A 16,753-nucleotide genomic window follows, 5' to 3' on the forward strand; every position below is an offset into this window, starting at 1 on the left:
CCCCCGCACCCACGGGCGAGCCGCACCCGCCCCACCCAGCCGCACCAGCGGAGAACGGCACCGACGCCAGCGCACCCCACACCTCGGCAACACCCCGAACCCCGCAGAACCGGAACCCGCATCCAGCGGACCCCGCATCCAGCGGACCCCGCATCCAGCGGACCCCGCCCCCACCCAACCCCGAAGAACAGGACCCGCCCCGCACCAACCCCGTACACCCCGCCCGAGGAGGCCCCGCCATGCCCGACGCCCCCGACGCCCCCAACGCCGCCCCCAACGCCCCCACCCCCAACGCCCCCAGCGAACCCCCCGTCATCGAGCCCCAGGACCACCGCGACCTCCGCGCAGCCGTCTCCGCCCTGGGCGCCCGCTACGGCCGCGAGTACTTCGCCGCCGTCGCCCGCGACGGACAGCAGACCGACGAGCTCTGGACCGAGGCGGCCAAGCTCGGCTACCTCGGGGTGAACCTCCCCACCGAGTACGGCGGCGGGGGCTGCGGCATCACCGAACTCTCCATCGTGCTCGAAGAGCTGGGCGCCGCCGGCTGCCCGCTCCTCATGATGGTCGTCTCGCCCGCCATCTGCGGCACTGTCATCGCCCGCTTCGGCACCACCGAGCAGAAGCAGCAGTGGCTGCCGGGCCTCGCGGACGGCAGCCGGAAGATGGCGTTCGGGATCACCGAGCCCGACGCCGGCTCCAACTCGCACCGGATCACCACCACGGCCCGCCGCGACCCGGCGACCGGCGACTGGCTGCTGACCGGCCGGAAGGTGTTCGTCTCCGGGGTGGACATCGCCGACGCCACACTGATCGTCGGCCGCACGGAGGACGCCCGGACCGGCAGGCTCAAGGCCTGCCTGTTCATCGTCCCCCGGGACACCCCCGGCTTCTCGCGCAATCGGATCGACATGGAACTCGCCGCCCCGGAGAAGCAGTTCGAACTCGTGCTCGACGACGTGCGGCTCCCGGCCGACGCGCTGGTCGGCGGCGGCCCCTCCCACGCCGGAGGCGGAGAGGACGCGGGTCTGCTCCAACTCTTCGCCGGCCTGAACCCCGAGCGGATCATGACGGCCGCCTTCGCGCTGGGCATGGGACGGTACGCGCTCGCCAAGGCCGTCGACTACGCCCGGACCCGCACGGTGTGGAAGGCCCCGATCGGTGCCCACCAGGCCATCGCGCACCCGCTCGCCCAGGTCCACATCGAGATCGAACTGGCCCGGCTGATGACGCAGAAGGCCGCCCACCTCTACGACGCGGGCGACGACATGGCGGCGGGGGAGGCGGCGAACATGGCGAAGTACGCCGCCGCCGAGGCCGCGGCACACGCCGTCGACCAGGCCGTCCACACACTCGGGGGCAACGGCCTCACCCGGGAGTACGGCCTCGCATCGATGATCACGGCGTCCCGGGTGGCGAGGATCGCGCCGGTCAGCCGGGAGATGATCCTCAACTTCGTGTCCCATCAGTCCCTGGGTCTCCCCAAGTCGTACTGAAACACGCGACCCTGAAGGGCTGTGCCCACCACGCGGCGGGCCCTGCGGGACGGACCGGCCGGACGCCGGGACCTGCGCACCGGACAGCCGGACCGGACCGCCCGGACCGGCCGGCAGGGCCCGTGAGACCGACCGGTCCGACCGGCTCGGCCCGACCGGCCCGACCGGCCCGACCGGCCGGACCGCCCGGAACCGCTCGGGACGGCCGGCCCAGAGCCGTCCGCAGGCCCCGCCGCGCCCCCGGGCCACAGCGATGGAGGAACGACAGCCCCAGAAGGGACCGCCATGGTGTTCCACAGTGAGTACGCGGACATCCCCGTCGTCGACCGGCCCATCCACGACGTCGTCCTCGGCCGGGCCGCCGAGTTCGGCGAACTGCCCGCGCTGATCGACGGCGTCGACGGCACCACCCTCAGCTACGCCCAGCTGGACAGCTTTCACCGCCGCGTGGCGGCCGGCCTGGCCGAGGCGGGCGTCCGCAAGGGGGACGTGCTGGCCCTGCACAGCCCCAACACGCTCGCCTACCCCGTCGTCTTCTACGCCGCGACCCGCGCCGGCGCGACCGTCACCACCATCCACCCGCTCGCCACCGCGGAGGAGTTCGGCCGGCAGCTCCGGGACTGCGGGGCGCGATGGATCGTCACCGTCTCCCCGCTGCTGGACACCGCCCGTGCCGCGGCCGAGGCGGCGGGCGGCGGCGCGATCGCGGAGATCTTCGTCTGCGACCGCGCGGAGGGCCACCGTTCCGTGCTGGACCTGCTGGGTTCCACCGCTCCCGAGCCCGTGGTGGCCTTCGATCCCGCCGAGGACGTGGCCGCGCTGCCGTACTCCTCCGGGACGACCGGCACCCCCAAGGGGGTCATGCTGACCCACCGCAGCATGGCCACCAACCTGTCGCAGCTGCACGCCCTCGTCGAGAGCGGCCCGGCGGACCGGGTGCTGGCGGTGCTGCCCTTCTTCCACATCTACGGTCTCGCCGCCCTGATGAACGCCCCGCTGCGCAACGGGTCGACGGTGGTCGTGCTGCCGCGCTTCGACCTCGAACAGTTCCTGGCGACGATCGAGAAGCACCGGGTCACCGCCCTCTACGTGGCGCCGCCGATCGTGCTGGCGCTGGCCAAGCACCCGGCGGTGGCGTCGCACGACCTGTCGTCCCTGCAGTTCATCGTGAGCGCGGCGGCCCCGCTCGACGAGGACCTGGCCGAGGCGTGCTCCCGCCGCCTCGGGGTGCCGCCCGTCATGCAGGGCTACGGCATGACGGAACTCTCCCCGGGGACGCACGCGGTGCCGCGTCCCGTCGAGGGCGCCCCGGCCCCGCCGCCGGGCACCGTCGGCAAGCTGCTGCCCAGCACCGAGATGCGGATCGTGAGCCTCGACGACCCGGCGAAGGATCTCGGGGCGGGCGAGGAGGGCGAGATCGTCATCCGCGGCCCGCAGCGCATGAAGGGGTACCTCGGCAGACCGGAGGCGACCGCCGAGATGGTCGACGCGGACGGCTGGGTGCACACCGGCGACATCGGCCGCGTCGACGCGGACGGCTGGCTGTATGTGGTCGACCGGGTCAAGGAGTTGATCAAATACAAGGGTTACCAGGTGGCTCCCGCGGATCTGGAGGCGGTGCTGCTCTCCCACGAGCGGATCGCCGACGCCGCGGTCATCGGGGTCACCGACGGGAACGGCAATGAGATCCCCAAGGCGTTCGTCGTCCCGCAGCCGGGGGCGGAGATCACCGAGGAGGAGGTCATGACGTACGTTGCCGGGCGGGTCGCCCCGTACAAGAAGGTGCGCCGGGTGGCGTTCCTGGAGACCGTGCCCCGCGCCGCCAGCGGCAAGATCCTCCGGCGTGAACTGCGGGACCGGGAAAGGAGTTCAGCACCCTCATGACAGCTGCCGAACGGCTGGTGCGCCGCGCTTCCGAGCGCGGCGTCACCACCCTCACCCTCGACTCGCCCCACAACCGCAACGCCCTGTCGGTGCGGCTCGTGCAGGAGTTGTACGACGCTCTGGACGCCGCGGCGAAGGACCCGGAGATCCGGGCCGTCGTGCTGACCCACACGGGCGGCACGTTCTGCGCGGGCGCGGACCTCGGCGAGGCGACCGCCGCAGCGCCCCCGGCCGCACCGGCCCCGGGGTCCGCGGGATCCGGTCCGGCCGCTTCGGGCCCGGCGGCTTCGGAAGACACGACGCCGCAGTCCCCGTCCCAGTCCCCGGCATCCCAGTCCCAGGCCTCGCAGTCCCCTGCATCCCATTCCTCGGCCTCGCAGTCCCCGACGGGGGAGGCGGCACCGGGCGGTCCGAAGAGTCCGGGAGGCTCCGGGGCGTCGGCCCCGCTGGGCCTGGCGCGGCTGCTGCGGACCATCGTCGAGCTGCCGAAGCCCGTCGTCGCCCGGGTGACCGGCCATGTCCGGGCCGGCGGGCTCGGCCTGCTGGGCGCGTGCGACATCGCGGTGGCCGGGCCCGGCGCGAGCTTCGCCTTCACCGAGGCGCGGCTCGGCCTGGCCCCGGCGGTGATCTCGATGCCGCTGCTGCCGCGCCTCGACCCGCGGGCCGCGTCCCGCTACTACCTGACCGGGGAGCGGTTCGACGCCGTGGAGGCGGCCCGGATCGGCTTGGTGACGGTGGCCGCCGGGAGCGACCGCGAGGTCGACGAGGCGCTGGCCCCGGTCCTCGACGGCCTGCGGCGGGCCTCCCCGCAGGGGCTGGCGGAGTCCAAGCGGCTGGTCACCGCCGAGGTGCTGCGCGGGTTCGACCGGGACACCGACGCCCTGGCCGAGCAGTCGGCCCGGCTGTTCGCCTCCGACGAGGCGCGGGAGGGCATGACGGCGTTCCTGGAGCGGCGGGACCCGGCGTGGGCGCGGTGACGTCGTCCGGCGCGGGCCGGGGCCCGGCTCCTCGCGCTACGGGCCCGGCCCCAGGCCCGGCAGGTCCGGCTCCTGGCCCGGAACTCCGGGCGGGGGGCCCGGCTCCTGGCACGGAACCCCGGGAAGGGGGCCCGGCCCGCGGCACGGAACCCCGGGCGGACGGCCCCGGCGGCGGTCCGACGAGCGCCCCCGGAGCGGAGGAGCACGGTCCGGAAGCCGAACATGGTCCGGAAGGGGGCCAGGGCCCGGATGCGGACCAGGGCCCGGAAGGGAACCACGGCGCGGCGGGGCGCCGGGACCCGGAGCGGGAGCCCGGCGTCCGCACCACGTCCCGCACCACCTCCCGCGGCCGGCCGGGCCGGGAACGCCCCGGCCACGGACGCCAGGAGCGCGGCCCCCAGCAGGACCGCAGCCGCGCCACCCGCCTCCGGCTGCTGGAGGCCGCCGTGGCCTGCCTGGCCGAGCACGGCTGGAGCGGCAGCACGGTCACGGTGGTCGCCGAGCGGGCCGGCGTCTCCCGCGGCGCCGCCCAGCACCACTTCCCCACCCGCGAGGACCTGTTCACCGCGGCGGTCGAGCACGTCGCGGAGAAGCGGTCGGGGGCGCTGCGCGCGGTCACCCGGAGCCTGCCGCCGCCGGGCTCGGTCGCCCGCACCTGGGCGGTCGTCGAGGAACTGGTCGACCTCTACACCGGTCCGCTGTTCCGCGCGGCGCTCCAGCTCTGGGTGGCCGCCTCGAACGAGGAGGAGCTCCGCCGCCGGGTGGTGGCGATCGAGGCCCGGGTGGGCCGGGAGACCCACCGCATGGCGGTGGAGCTGCTGGGCGCGGACGAGGGCCGCCCCGGCGTCCGGGAGACCGTCCAGGGGCTGCTCGACATGGCCCGCGGCCTGGGGCTGGCCAACCTGCTCACCGACGACAAGCCCCGGCGCGACCGGGTGGTGGAGCAGTGGGCCCGCGTCCTGGACGAGGTGCTGGCCCCCGAGGCGTAGGGCGGGCGTACGAGGCGTGGGCCCGCGCCCACCAGCACGTACCCCGCGCCCACCAGCACGTACGCCCCAGGCCCCGGCCCATCTCCCCGCAGGGGCCGTCCCGGCGCCCGTACCCGCTGAACGCCCTCGGGCGCCCGACGGTCGAACCGTCGGGCGCCCGAGGCGGAGTCCGTGCGGCGTGGCCGCAGCCGCCGGCGCGCCCGGACCCATGTGCGCCGCGCCGCTGCTCGCGTCAGTGCGCGATGTCCCCGTAGCCGGAGACCTCGCGCGGGTTGCGGGCCTCGGGGCCGATGTAGCGGGCCGACGGCCGGACGAGCCGGCCCGTCCGCTTCTGCTCCAGGATGTGCGCGCTCCACCCGGCGGTGCGGGCGCAGGTGAACATCGAGGTGAACATGTGCGCCGGGACCTCCGCGAAGTCCAGCACGATCGCCGCCCAGAACTCGACGTTGGTGGCCAGCACCCGGTCCGGACGCCGGTTGTGCAGCTCCTCCAGCGCCGCCTTCTCCAGCGCCTCGGCGATCTCGAAGCGCGGGGCGGCGAGCTCCTTGGCCGTACGGCGCAGCACCCGCGCCCGCGGGTCCTCGGCGCGGTAGACGCGGTGCCCGAAGCCCATCAGCCGCTCGCCCTTGTCCAGGGCCTGCTTGACGTAGGCCGTGGCGTCGCCGGTGCGCTCGATCTCCTCGATCATGCCGAGCACGCGGGAGGGCGCGCCGCCGTGCAGCGGTCCGGACATGGCGCCGACCGCGCCCGACAGGGCCGCGGCCACGTCGGCGCCGGTGGAGGCGATCACCCGGGCGGTGAAGGTGGAGGCGTTGAGCCCGTGCTCGGCGGCCGAGGTCCAGTACGCGTCGACGGCCTTGACGTGCTTCGGGTCGGGCTCGCCCCGCCAGCGCTTCATGAAGCGCTCGACGACGGTCTCCGCCTTGTCGATCTCCTTCTGCGGCACCATCGGCAGGCCCTGGCCGCGCGCGGACTGCGCGACGTAGGAGAGGGCCATGACGGCGGCCCGGGCCAGGTCGTCACGGGCCTGCGCCTCGTCGATGTCCAGCAGTGGTTTGAGGCCCCAGACCGGCGCGAGCATGGCGAGCGCGGACTGCACGTCCACGCGGATGTCGCCGGAGTGCACCGGGATCGGGAACGGCTCGGCGGGCGGCAGACCGGGGTTGAACGCGCCGTCGACCAGCAGACCCCAGACATGGCCGAAGGAGACATGGCCGACCAGGTCTTCGATGTCGACCCCTCGGTAGCGCAGCGCGCCGCCTTCCTTGTCGGGTTCGGCGATCTCCGTTTCGAACGCGACGACTCCTTCGAGTCCGGGGACGAAGTCGGACATCAGGCGGCTCCTCAAGATACGGTCGACATGCGGCTTGTGACCTCAATGTCACTTCTGTACGGTGCCGAGACTGCACGCTGCCGCGACACTGCGACTCGCGTCCGTTCCGTCACCCCGGTGATGCCCCGCGCGGGCGCCGGTCACCCCGGTCGCGGCGGAAAGCCGGCCCGACGGAAGCGGGCCCTGCGGTCGGTCAGGCCGCGAGCGCCGAGGGTGATTCACCGGTCGTTGCAGGTCACTACGGTTCTGCGGGCAGTGCGGGCCGGACAGACGGTTCTCGGTGTCCGGACGCCACAGGGGCCCAGCGGATGATTTTCGCGGGTCCGGCAGGTGCGGGGGAAGCGTGAGATCCGGCACAGTGCCGGGTTCGGCGGATCGCGGTTACGAAGGCTGTGCGCTGGGCAAACTCGGGTGGCCGATCGGGCCGGACGGCGCATGCGTCAAGATGAGCGGGTGCCCGACATCGATCCGCAGCAACCGGTAGTCCCACCGACCAGGCGCGCCCTCGACCCGGCCGCCATGCGCGAGCACTACCGGGCCGAAGGCCTGGCCGAGGCCGAGCTGGCCGACGAGCCGATGGAACAGTTCGCCCGGTGGTTCGAGCAGGCCGCCGCGAGCGGAATCTTCGAACCCAACGCCATGATCGTCTCCACCGCCGACCCGGACACCGGCCGGCCCAGCTCCCGCACCGTCCTGCTGAAGCAGTACGACGAGCGGGGCTTCGTCTTCTACACGAACTACGGCTCCCGCAAGGGCCGCGAGCTGACCGGCAATCCGTCCATCTCGCTGCTCTTCCCCTGGCACCCGATCGCCCGGCAGGTGATCGTCGGCGGGGTGGCGGAGCGGACCGGCCGCGACGAGACGGCCGCGTACTTCCGGACCCGGCCGCACGGCTCCCAGCTGGGCGCCTGGGCGAGCGAGCAGTCCTCGACCGTCGCCTCCCGCGCCGAGCTCGACCGGCTGTACGGGGAGCTGGCGGACCGCTACCCGCCCGAGGAGCAGGTGCCGGTCCCGCCGGAGTGGGGCGGCTACCGGGTGCGGCCGGAGACGGTCGAGTTCTGGCAGGGCCGGGAGAACCGTCTCCACGACCGGCTGCGCTACGTCCGGGCCGGGTCCGGCTGGCAGGTGGACCGCCTCTGCCCGTAGCGGCGGGGCGGCCGGGCCGGAACGCAGACGACCCGCGAGCCTGTTCCCCGGCGCCCAGGGGCGCTCGGGGGCCGGTCGGACGTACCGGCGGCTCGCGGGTCGGGTGACTGCTTGGGAATAGGCCGGCTGCGACACGCTGTGCGTGCGCGCGTCCGGCGATGCGCAGAGCGCGACGACGGACTGCTAGCCCGCAGTCACCTCACGCGTCCGGATTGCATACATCTGCCGAACCACCTCCCTTCTCGTGTACCCCACACGCTAGGCACCGCCCGGGAGCCCTACAACCCATTTTCCGCGGGCGCCTCCGGTGACTTCGCCGTGTGACTTCACCGTGTGCCGCGGCGGTCACGGAACCGGTCCCCGGTGCGGAGCGCGGTCACCGGATCCGGCCGGTGGGCAGTGCGCACCGATTTCCGGGAACACGCTGTGGGTTGCGTCACGTTCCAGTTGAATGATCGGGCGTGCAGCACATGCAGCCACGTCCAGCAGGAGGTGCCAGGTGACTGCTTCCCGGCCTTCCGGCCCCACCCGGCCGGCGCGCCCGGGCCCGGAGCGCCCGGAAGGCGCCGCGGACACCCCGAGCGAGGAGGGCACCGCCGCGCGGGACGGCCTCCCCCCGCCCGCCGACTGCGACGACTCCGACCTGCTCGCCGCCCTCCTGGAGGGGATGGACGCCGCCCTCTGCGCGTTCGACGCGGACGGGGTCGTCACCCACTGGAACCGCGAGGCCCAGCGCATTCTCGGCTGGAGCGCGGAGGAGGCCGTGGGCCGGCACGGCCTCGCGGGCTGGGCGGTCCGCGAGGCGGACGCCGACGAGGTCCAGGGCCGGCTGCTCGGCGTCATGGCGGCCGAGGGCCGGCAGGTCCACGAGTTCGCCCTCGTCACCAAGGCCGGCGGCCGGGTGCTCGTCCGTACCCAGTCGGCGGGCGTGCGCGGCGCCGACGGCCGCCCCGCCGGGGTGTACTGCGCGTTCAGCGAGGTGCACGCCCAGATCGACCTGGAGCGGTCCATCGCCCTGAGCGAGGCGCTCTTCGAGGACGCGGCCTGGGGGCTGGTGCTGGTCGACGCCGATCTGCGCCCGGCCGTCGCCAACGAACAGGCCGCACGGGCCCTGCGCACCGACCGCGCCGCCCTCCTCGGCCGGCCCCTGGGCGAGCTGCTCTCCCAGGGCGTCGAGGAGCTGGAGAGCGCCCTCCAGCACGTCCTGGCCGAGGGGGCGCCGCCCGCTCCGGCCGACGTGTGGGTGACGCTCCGGGCCGGTGCGGGCGGCGCGGAGGAACGGCGCTGCTGGCGGTGCGGTTTCCTGCGGCTGGCGTCACCCCTGGCGGAGGAGCCGGTCCCGCTGGGCGTCGGCTGGTTCTTCCACGACGTCACCGACGTCCGGCAGGCCGAACGGGAGAGTTCGCTGCTGCGCTTCCGCGGCAATCAGCTGCACCGGGCGGCCCGGACGGCCGCCGAGTGCGAGGACCCCCTGGAGGCGGCGACCGTCTTCCTGGACTTCGCCCTCGCCGGCTTCGCCGACCACGCGCTGCTGGACCTGACGTCGGACGGCGAACCGGTCCGCCTGGTCCGGGCCGCCGCCACCCCCGCCGGCTCCGGCGGCCCCTGCTCACCGGTCGTGCCCGGCGGCATCCCGCTGCGGTACATCGAGGGCCACCCCGCCCTCCTGGCGGTCGAGCGCGCCGGGTCGGTCCGGGCCAGCTGGCGGAACCGCGCCGGGCAGCCCCCGCGGGGCGCGACGGGGAGCGGTACGGACCGTGGACCGGCCGGCCCGACGGCGGCCGGGGTCGGCGCCGCGAGCGCCGAACCCGCGGCCGGGGCCGGCGACCAGGCGCGGCAGTGGGCCGCGGCGCGGCAGTGGCCGGAGGACACGGTGCACGCGCTCTGCGCCGTGCTGCGCAGCCGCGGCCGGACGCTGGGCGTGGCGACGTTCCTGCGCGCGGGCGGCCGGAACGCCTTCGACCGCACGGACGCCTCGTACGCGGAGGACGTGGCGTACCGGGTGGGGGGAGCCCTGGATCTGGCCGAACAGCTGGGCCGCCGGGGCCGGGGCTGAGCCGGACGGCCCGCGCCGAGCCGGACCGGCCCGCGCCGAGCCGGACCGGCCCGCGCTGATCCGCGGCGGCTTGTCCTGATCCGCGTCGGTCCGCGCCCGATCCGGTCCGACCCGATCCGACCCGATCCGGTCCGACCCGGTCCGATCCGCGTCGGCCGACCCGGCCCGATCCGAACGACCGGCCCTACGAGTGCCGGAAGAAGATCCGGTCCGCGAACTCGGCCAGCACCCGCCCGTTCCACTCGTGCCCGCCGTCCACATTGCCCGAGCGCAGCAGGGGCGGAGTGATCCCGCGGGCCGCCAGCTCACCCGCGGCCGCGGCCATCACGGCCTGCAGCATCGCGCTCGTCACCACGGTGGAGGCCGGGGCGAAGGGTGCGTCGATGCCGTCGGCCGTCAGCTCCGCGTCCCCGACCGCGATCTTGCTGTCCAGGACGAGATCGCAGTGGTCCCGCAGGTGGGCGCCGGAGGAGTGCCGGGACCGGGTGCCGTCCGCGTAGGCCACCGACGTCACGCCGATCACGGTGAGCCCGAGGGCGCGGGCGTTGATCGCCATCTCGACGGGCAGCGGGTTCCGCCCCGACAGCGAGATGATCACCAGCAGATCCCCGGCCCGGGCGGGACTGGTGTCCAGGACCGCGGCGGCGAGGCCGTCCACGCGCTCCAGCGCGCTGCCGAGCGTGGCCGGAACGACGTCGACCCCCACCACGCCGGGCACGGAGAGCAGATTCATCAGCGCGAGCCCGCCCGCCCGGTAGACCACGTCCTGCGCGGGCAGCGAGGAGTGCCCGGCGCCGAAGACGAAGAGCCGGCCGCCGGCGGCGACGGTGCCGGCGATCGCGGAACCGGCCGCCGCGATGGCCCCGGTCTCCTCGTCCCGCACCCGTCGCAGCAGGTCGGCGGCGGCGTCGAGGAACCGGCCGGCGAGGTCCGTGCCGGTGTCCGCCGCCTTGTCGTTCATGGCCGCTCAGGTCCTTTCCGTAGGAATTCCACAGGTCCGTACCCGGTGGCGCGGATCACGTTGGGGCCCACGGCGGCCGACTGTCAATACGGCGAGGGGCGGACGTGCCCCGGTTGTCGGTGGGATGCGTCAGAATTGAAGTCAGGGCCACGCACGTAGAGATCGAGGGGCACGCATGTCGGGACTCATCGACACCACGGAGATGTATCTCCGCACCATTCTGGAGCTGGAAGAAGAAGGCGTGGTCCCCATGCGCGCCCGGATCGCCGAGCGGCTCGACCAGAGCGGCCCGACGGTCAGCCAGACCGTGGCACGCATGGAGCGTGACGGCCTGGTCACCGTGGCCGGGGACCGCCACCTGGAGCTGACCGACGAGGGCCGCCGGCTGGCGACCCGCGTGATGCGCAAGCACCGGCTCGCCGAGTGTCTGCTCGTCGACGTGATCGGCCTGGAGTGGGAGCAGGTGCACGCCGAGGCCTGCCGCTGGGAGCACGTGATGAGCGAGGCGGTGGAGCGCCGCGTGCTCGAGCTGCTCCGGCACCCCACCGAGTCGCCGTACGGGAACCCGATCCCGGGCCTGGAGGAGCTGGGGGAGAAGGCCGAGGCCGACCCGTTCCTCGACGAGAGCATGGTCAGCCTGATGGACCTCGACCCCGGGACGGACGGCACCACCGCGGTGGTGCGCCGGATCGGCGAGCCCATCCAGACGGACGCGCAGCTGATGTACACGCTCCGCCGGGCCGGTGTGCAGCCGGGCGCGGTGGTGAGTGTGACGGAGGCGGCGGGCGGAGTCCTGGTCGGCAGCAGCGGTGAGGCCGCGGAGCTGCACTCGGACATCGCCTCGCACGTCTTCGTCGCCAAGCGCTGACGCCGCCCGCCCGCGGGATCGCCCGCCGGTGCCGGGATCACATACCGGAGTCGTGTGCCGACACGACGCCGCGAACTGCCGCCCCTCGGGCGGCTTTTCGCGTTCCGGGCGCCGCCCGGCCTCGCTTCCCGCTGGGCTCCTTTGCCGCTGGGCCCCGGTTCCCGCTGGGCGTCGGGCCCTGGCCGAGGCGTTGCCCTGCACCAACTGCCCTGCGTCAGTTGCCCAGTACCACCAGCCAGTACCGCCCGCCCAGTTCCACCAGCCAGTACCGCCCATCCAGTTCCACCAGCCCAGTACCGCCGGCCCCGGCTCGGCTGCCCTGCGACAGGGGCGCCTCCCGTCCGTCGGTTCCGCCCCCGCACCGTGAGTTCCGCCGTGTCCCGGGCATCCGGCAGAGCGGGGTGCCGTGGGGCCGCCCTCGCTCCGACTCCCGCTCCCTCGGGCGCGGTTGGTACGGGCGGCATGTCGGGCGTGCGGCGGGGAGTGCGGTCGGCCGGACTTCTCCGGTTTCCCGGAAGATGGCTCCGGAATGGCAGCGATCCGCTCCGGCTCGTGCGACGCTGTCGCTGAGGCATATGGCACGGGGGCTTTCACGGCTGTCCGACGGGGCGGCCGGCAGGCAGGGGAGGGGGCTGCGATGGCCGTACGGAGCGGGGGCGGAAGATTCGGGAGCGAGGGCCCCGGTGCACTGTGCAACCGGGGCCCTGCCTCCCCATGTCCCCCCGTGGCGACCCGGAGCCCCGAGCTCTCAGGGTCGTTCCCCGCGGACCCCCTTCCCCGAAGGGTCCGCCTCCCGGTAGCTGTCTCCCCTCGGCGTGGAGCGCCAACCCTTGAGTGCAGTCACTCAAAAGTGGGGTGTTGCGTTCCAGAACCACCCAATCGAATGGGGGTTCGATAATGTGGCCGTGTTCCACCCCGCACTCGGGTACGTATGTGAGGACTCAGCAGCTGACGACGCGGAGCGGCCGGAAGGATTGGGGGTGCCAGGACACATGGTGCGGCGCATCGATGTGACCGGAGCCGACGGCGTGCGGCTCGCCGCCTGGGAGTACGGCGATCCGCCGAAGGGTGGCCGGGACGACGCGAAGGCCCCCGGAATCCTTTTACTGCACGGACTGATGGGCCGGGCCGCGCACTGGGCCGGCACCGCCCGGTGGCTCTCCGGCCGGTACCGGGCGATCGGTCTCGACCAGCGGGGTCACGGGCGCAGTGAGAAGCCCGCCGACGGGCCGTACACCCGCGAGGCGTATGTGGCCGACGCCGCGGCCGCCATCGAGCAGCTGGACCTCGCCCCCGTCACGCTGATCGGTCACTCCATGGGCGCCCTGACGGCCTGGCAGCTGGCCGCTCGCCGCCCCGACCTGGTGCGGGCGCTGGTCGTCTGCGACATGCGGGCCTCGGCGCTCGGGGCCCAGTCGCAGCGGGAGTGGGAGGAGTGGTTCAAGACCTGGCCGCTGCCGTTCGCGACGCTCCGCGACGTCCGCCGGTGGTTCGGCGAGGACGACCCCACGCTGGAGCGGCCGCGCCCGTCCCGCGGCGAGTTCTACGCCGAGGTGATGGCCGAACGGGCCGACGGCTGGCGCCCGGTGTTCTCCCGGCGGCAGATGCTGATGTCCCGTGAGACCTGGGTGTACGACGCCCACTGGGAGGAGCTGGCCCTCGTCCAGTGCCCCGCGCTGGTCGTGCGCGGGGTCGACGGCGAGCTGGGGCGCGCGGAGGCCCAGGAGATGGTCCGGGTGCTGCCGCGCGGGGAGTACGCCGAGGTCCCGGACGCCGGTCACCTGGTCCACTACGACCGGCCCGACGACTGGCGCGCCGCGATCGAGCCATTCCTGGAGACGGCCCTCCCGGCGTAGCCGAGGCCCGGCCGGCCGGGCCTCGGCCTGTCCCCGGTTGCCGGCCATCCGGTGACGCTGGCCCCCGCTTCCCGCTCCCGGCCCTGTCCCCGGTTGCCGGCCATCCGGTGACGCTGGCCCCCGCTTCCCGCTCCCGGCCCTGTCCCCGGTTGCCGGTCACCCGGTGACGCTGCCCCCGCTTCCTGCTTCCCGCTTCCCGCTCCCCGTTCAGTTCCGGATCTCAGTCCGTGGACAAAGGCCCGCGGTTTCCGGTGGCGCCTCGGCGCACGCGGTTTCCGTGCTGTTCCCCCTACCGTCCGTGGCTGGTGGCGCTGCCCGAGCAGTCCCCGTCCGCCCGCCCAGGCCGTCCGCTCTTCCGGCCCGTGCCGCCCCCGCTGGCTCAGGAGGCCCCGTTCCGGGCCCCTCCGGGCCCCGGCTCCGTCCCCATGAGGCCCGCCCGTACCCCGCTCGGGCCGTACCGCCATCGTCTCCGGCAATCGCCCCGGGCCGTGCGGTCCCCGTCCCGGGGCCGTGCGGTCCCCGTCCCCGGGCCGTGCGGGCCACTGTCCCCGGGCCGTGCGGGCCACCGTCCCCGGGCCCGTACCCGCCACCTTCCCCGGGCCCGTACCGGCCACCGTCCCCGGGCCCGTACCCGCCACCTTCCCCGGGCCCGTACCGGCCACCGTCCCCGGGTCCTGCCGGCGACCGCGCGCAGCCAGCCTGGTTCGCTGCCCGGGCCGTGTGATGCCATAGGCTCCGTGACACTCGGACGGCGCGAGGGGGCGGGCGTCGGCCGGCACACGCCGTAACCCCGTGGGCGCCGCACGGCCGCACCGGCCCGCGCCGCGTACTCCGCACCGACCCGCCCGGTCGCCCTCACCGACCGAAGCCGCTTCCCGCCGGGAGGGACCCCGCACATGCTGCCGACACTGGCCGCCGGCGCCGTAGACCAGGCCACCCACTGGATCTTCACCACGCTGCTGGTCGTCGTCACCGTCGGTGTGTTCTGTACCGGGATCTCCGTCGGCGCCCGGCGCCTGATCGGCATCCGCATCGGCGCCCTGCGCACGCTCATGGCCTGCGCCGTGGGCATGACCACCTTCCAGCTGTTCAACCGCTCCCTCGCCGACACCGACAGCCGCGCCGCCCTCTCCACCGTCTCGGTCACCGTCTCCCTGCTGGCCGCGATGGCCTTCCTGGTCGTGGTCGAGATCGCGGTCCCCTCGGGGAGCTGGCCGCGACCCGTGCAGTGGGCGCGCGCCGTGCGCCGCCGGCTCTCCCGCGCCCGCCGCTACTCGCAGATCAGCCGCATCTTCATGCGCCACGGCCTGGGCCGGTACGTCCGCGGGCGGGCCAGCGTCGACCGGGCCGCCCACGCCGACGAGGCGGGCCGGGAGGCGGCCCGTTCCCTCCGCCTCGCGCTGGAGGAGTGCGGCGGGACGTTCATCAAGCTCGGCCAAGTCCTCTCCACCCGCCGCGACTTGCTGCCCCCGCACATCGTCGACGAGCTCAGCCGGCTGCAGAGCGATGTGCCGCCGGCGCCCTGGCGCGAGGTGGAGACCGTTCTGCGGGAGGAGCTCGGCGCCTCGGTGGACGAGGTCTTCGCCGACTTCGATCACGAGCCGCTCGCCGCCGCGTCCATCGCCCAGGTGCACCGGGCCACCCTCCGCGACGGCTCCACGGTGGTGGTCAAGGTGCAGCGGCCCGGCATCCGCGAGTCCGTCGAACGCGACCTCGACATCGTGCTCGCCATGGCGCAGGGCCTGCACGTCCGGGCCCGCGCCGTACAGGGGCTCGGTCTGCGGGACCTGGCGGACGGGTTCGCCGTCGCCGTCCGCGAGGAACTGGACTTCCGCACCGAGGCCCGCAACGCCGACGCGGTCGCCGCGGCCTGCGACGGACGCGACCCGGACGCCCCCGTCCGGGTGCCGGCGGTGCACCACGAGCTGTCCACGGCGCGGGTGATGGTGCAGGAGTGGCTGGACGGGGTGACGCTGGACCGGGCCGGCGCGGACGCCGACGCCCGCGGCCTGGACCGGGACGCGCTCGCCCGCACCGTGCTGGCCGCCATGCTGCGGCAGATCATGCGCGACGGCGTGTTCCACGCGGACCCGCACCCCGGAAACATGCTGCTGCTCGCCGACGGCGGCATCGGGAAGGGCCGGATCGGGCTGCTCGACTTCGGCTCGGTGGGCAGGATCGACGCCACGGTGCGGGACGCGATCCAGTACCTGCTGCTGGCGGTCGACCGGGGCGACCCGGCCGGCATGTGCGACGCGCTGCTGGAACTCCTCGGCCCGCGCCCCGACACCCATGACGCGCCCGCCCTCGACGCCCTGGTGCTGGAGCGGGAGCTGGGCCGGTTCATGGCCCGCCATCTCGGCCCGTCGAGCCGGCCGGACGCGGAGATGTTCACCGCGCTGTTCCAGCTGCTCACCCGCTTCGGCCTGACCGTGCCGCCGGAGGTCGCGGCCGTCTTCCGCGCCCTGGCCACCCTGGAGGGCACGCTCAGCCGGCTCTCACCGGGGTTCGAACTGGTCGAGGAGGCCCGGCGGGTGGCCACGGCGCTGGTCACCGACCGGCTGACCGTCGGACCGGCGGGCCGTCTCGCGGCGCACGCCGGCCGCAGCTACGCCCGCTGGGCCGGCTCCTCGGAGCACGGCTCCGCGGACCCGGCGGGCGCCGATCCCGTCGACGGCGCGGCCCTGGCCCGTACCGTCGCCCAGGAGCTGCTGCCCCTGCTCCCGATGCTCCGCCGGCTGCCGCGCCGCGCGGAACGCGTCAGCGCCTCGCTGGAACAGGGCCGGCTCTCCGCGCGCGTACGGCTGCTGGCCGACGAACGCGACCGGCGCTTCGTCTCCGGCCTGGTCCACCAGCTCCTGATCACCCTGCTCGCGGCGGGCACCGGCCTGATGGCCGTGCTGATGCTGGTCCTGGGCACGGGCGAAGGGCCGCGCGTCACCGAGCACTTGGAGCTCTACCCGCTGCTCGGCTACAACCTGCTCGCGGTGAGCGCGGTCCTCACGCTGCGCGTGCTCTACGCGGCGATGCGCCGGGCGCCGTAACGGGCCGGTGGGCGGCGGTGGTTCGGCCCGGGACGGTCGCCGGGCCGAGGGCGACCGCTGGGCCGGCGCCGGGCGCTGCGCCGGGGATCGCCGCTTCGCCAGGGCTGGCCGCTCCGCCGGGCCCGGTGGCTCGGCCGGGCCCGGCT

The 16,753-nt window shown here is 74.6% G+C and carries 11 protein-coding genes; 9 read left to right on the forward strand and 2 right to left on the reverse strand.

Annotated elements, in window-relative coordinates:
- The first annotated feature begins 239 nt into the window (after window positions 1-239).
- From AC3EQ1_RS08845 to AC3EQ1_RS08860, 4 genes are all read left to right on the forward strand, one after another.
- The gene (locus tag AC3EQ1_RS08845) at window positions 240-1,493 is read left to right on the forward strand and encodes an acyl-CoA dehydrogenase family protein (RefSeq protein ID WP_432093741.1); all 1,254 of its coding nucleotides are present in this window, start codon (window positions 240-242) and stop codon (window positions 1,491-1,493) included.
- Window positions 1,494-1,778: 285 nt separating this feature from the next.
- Window positions 1,779-3,377 carry a 4-coumarate--CoA ligase family protein gene (locus tag AC3EQ1_RS08850; protein WP_432093742.1) on the forward strand — a complete coding sequence of 533 codons (1,599 nt, stop codon included), beginning with the start codon at window positions 1,779-1,781 and terminating at the stop codon, window positions 3,375-3,377.
- Window positions 3,374-4,354, forward strand: a complete 981-nt coding sequence (locus AC3EQ1_RS08855; RefSeq protein WP_432093743.1) for an enoyl-CoA hydratase family protein — start codon at window positions 3,374-3,376, stop codon at window positions 4,352-4,354. The genes AC3EQ1_RS08850 and AC3EQ1_RS08855 overlap by 4 nt, the downstream gene beginning before the upstream one ends.
- A 431-nt stretch (window positions 4,355-4,785) precedes the next feature.
- Complete coding sequence (locus AC3EQ1_RS08860) at window positions 4,786-5,343, forward strand: TetR/AcrR family transcriptional regulator (RefSeq protein ID WP_432093813.1); 558 nt, start codon at window positions 4,786-4,788, stop codon at window positions 5,341-5,343.
- Between the two features lie 232 nt (window positions 5,344-5,575).
- On the opposite strand, the gene AC3EQ1_RS08865 is transcribed toward AC3EQ1_RS08860, so the two are convergent.
- On the reverse strand, window positions 5,576-6,676 hold the full coding sequence (locus AC3EQ1_RS08865; RefSeq protein ID WP_432093744.1) for a citrate synthase 2: 1,101 nt from the start codon (window positions 6,674-6,676) through the stop codon (window positions 5,576-5,578).
- A gap of 519 nt (window positions 6,677-7,195) precedes the next feature.
- Between AC3EQ1_RS08865 and pdxH the strand changes: the two genes are divergently transcribed.
- Window positions 7,196-7,822: a pyridoxamine 5'-phosphate oxidase gene (gene pdxH, locus AC3EQ1_RS08870; protein ID WP_432093814.1), complete on the forward strand. Its 627-nt coding sequence runs from the start codon at window positions 7,196-7,198 to the stop codon at window positions 7,820-7,822.
- 499 nt (window positions 7,823-8,321) lie between these two features.
- Window positions 8,322-9,878, forward strand: a complete 1,557-nt coding sequence (locus tag AC3EQ1_RS08875) for a PAS domain-containing protein (RefSeq protein WP_432093745.1) — start codon at window positions 8,322-8,324, stop codon at window positions 9,876-9,878.
- A 184-nt stretch (window positions 9,879-10,062) separates the two neighbouring features.
- Here AC3EQ1_RS08875 and AC3EQ1_RS08880 read toward each other — a convergent pair whose 3' ends face one another.
- Window positions 10,063-10,839 carry an SIS domain-containing protein gene (locus tag AC3EQ1_RS08880; RefSeq protein WP_432093746.1) on the reverse strand — a complete coding sequence of 259 codons (777 nt, stop codon included), beginning with the start codon at window positions 10,837-10,839 and terminating at the stop codon, window positions 10,063-10,065.
- A 175-nt stretch (window positions 10,840-11,014) separates the two neighbouring features.
- Between AC3EQ1_RS08880 and AC3EQ1_RS08885 the strand changes: the two genes are divergently transcribed.
- The 3 genes from AC3EQ1_RS08885 to AC3EQ1_RS08895 all read left to right on the forward strand — a co-directional run bounded on the left by AC3EQ1_RS08885 (window position 11,015) and on the right by AC3EQ1_RS08895 (window position 16,607).
- Window positions 11,015-11,707 (forward strand): iron-dependent transcriptional repressor DtxR, encoded by a 693-nt coding sequence (locus AC3EQ1_RS08885; RefSeq protein WP_432093747.1) that lies wholly within the window; start codon window positions 11,015-11,017, stop codon window positions 11,705-11,707.
- 992 nt (window positions 11,708-12,699) lie between these two features.
- Window positions 12,700-13,563: an alpha/beta fold hydrolase gene (locus tag AC3EQ1_RS08890; RefSeq protein ID WP_432093815.1), complete on the forward strand. Its 864-nt coding sequence runs from the start codon at window positions 12,700-12,702 to the stop codon at window positions 13,561-13,563.
- 896 nt (window positions 13,564-14,459) lie between these two features.
- Window positions 14,460-16,607, forward strand: a complete 2,148-nt coding sequence (locus AC3EQ1_RS08895) for an ABC1 kinase family protein (protein WP_432093748.1) — start codon at window positions 14,460-14,462, stop codon at window positions 16,605-16,607.
- Window positions 16,608-16,753 lie beyond the last annotated feature (146 nt).

Source organism: Streptomyces sp. bgisy100, assembly GCF_057709105.1.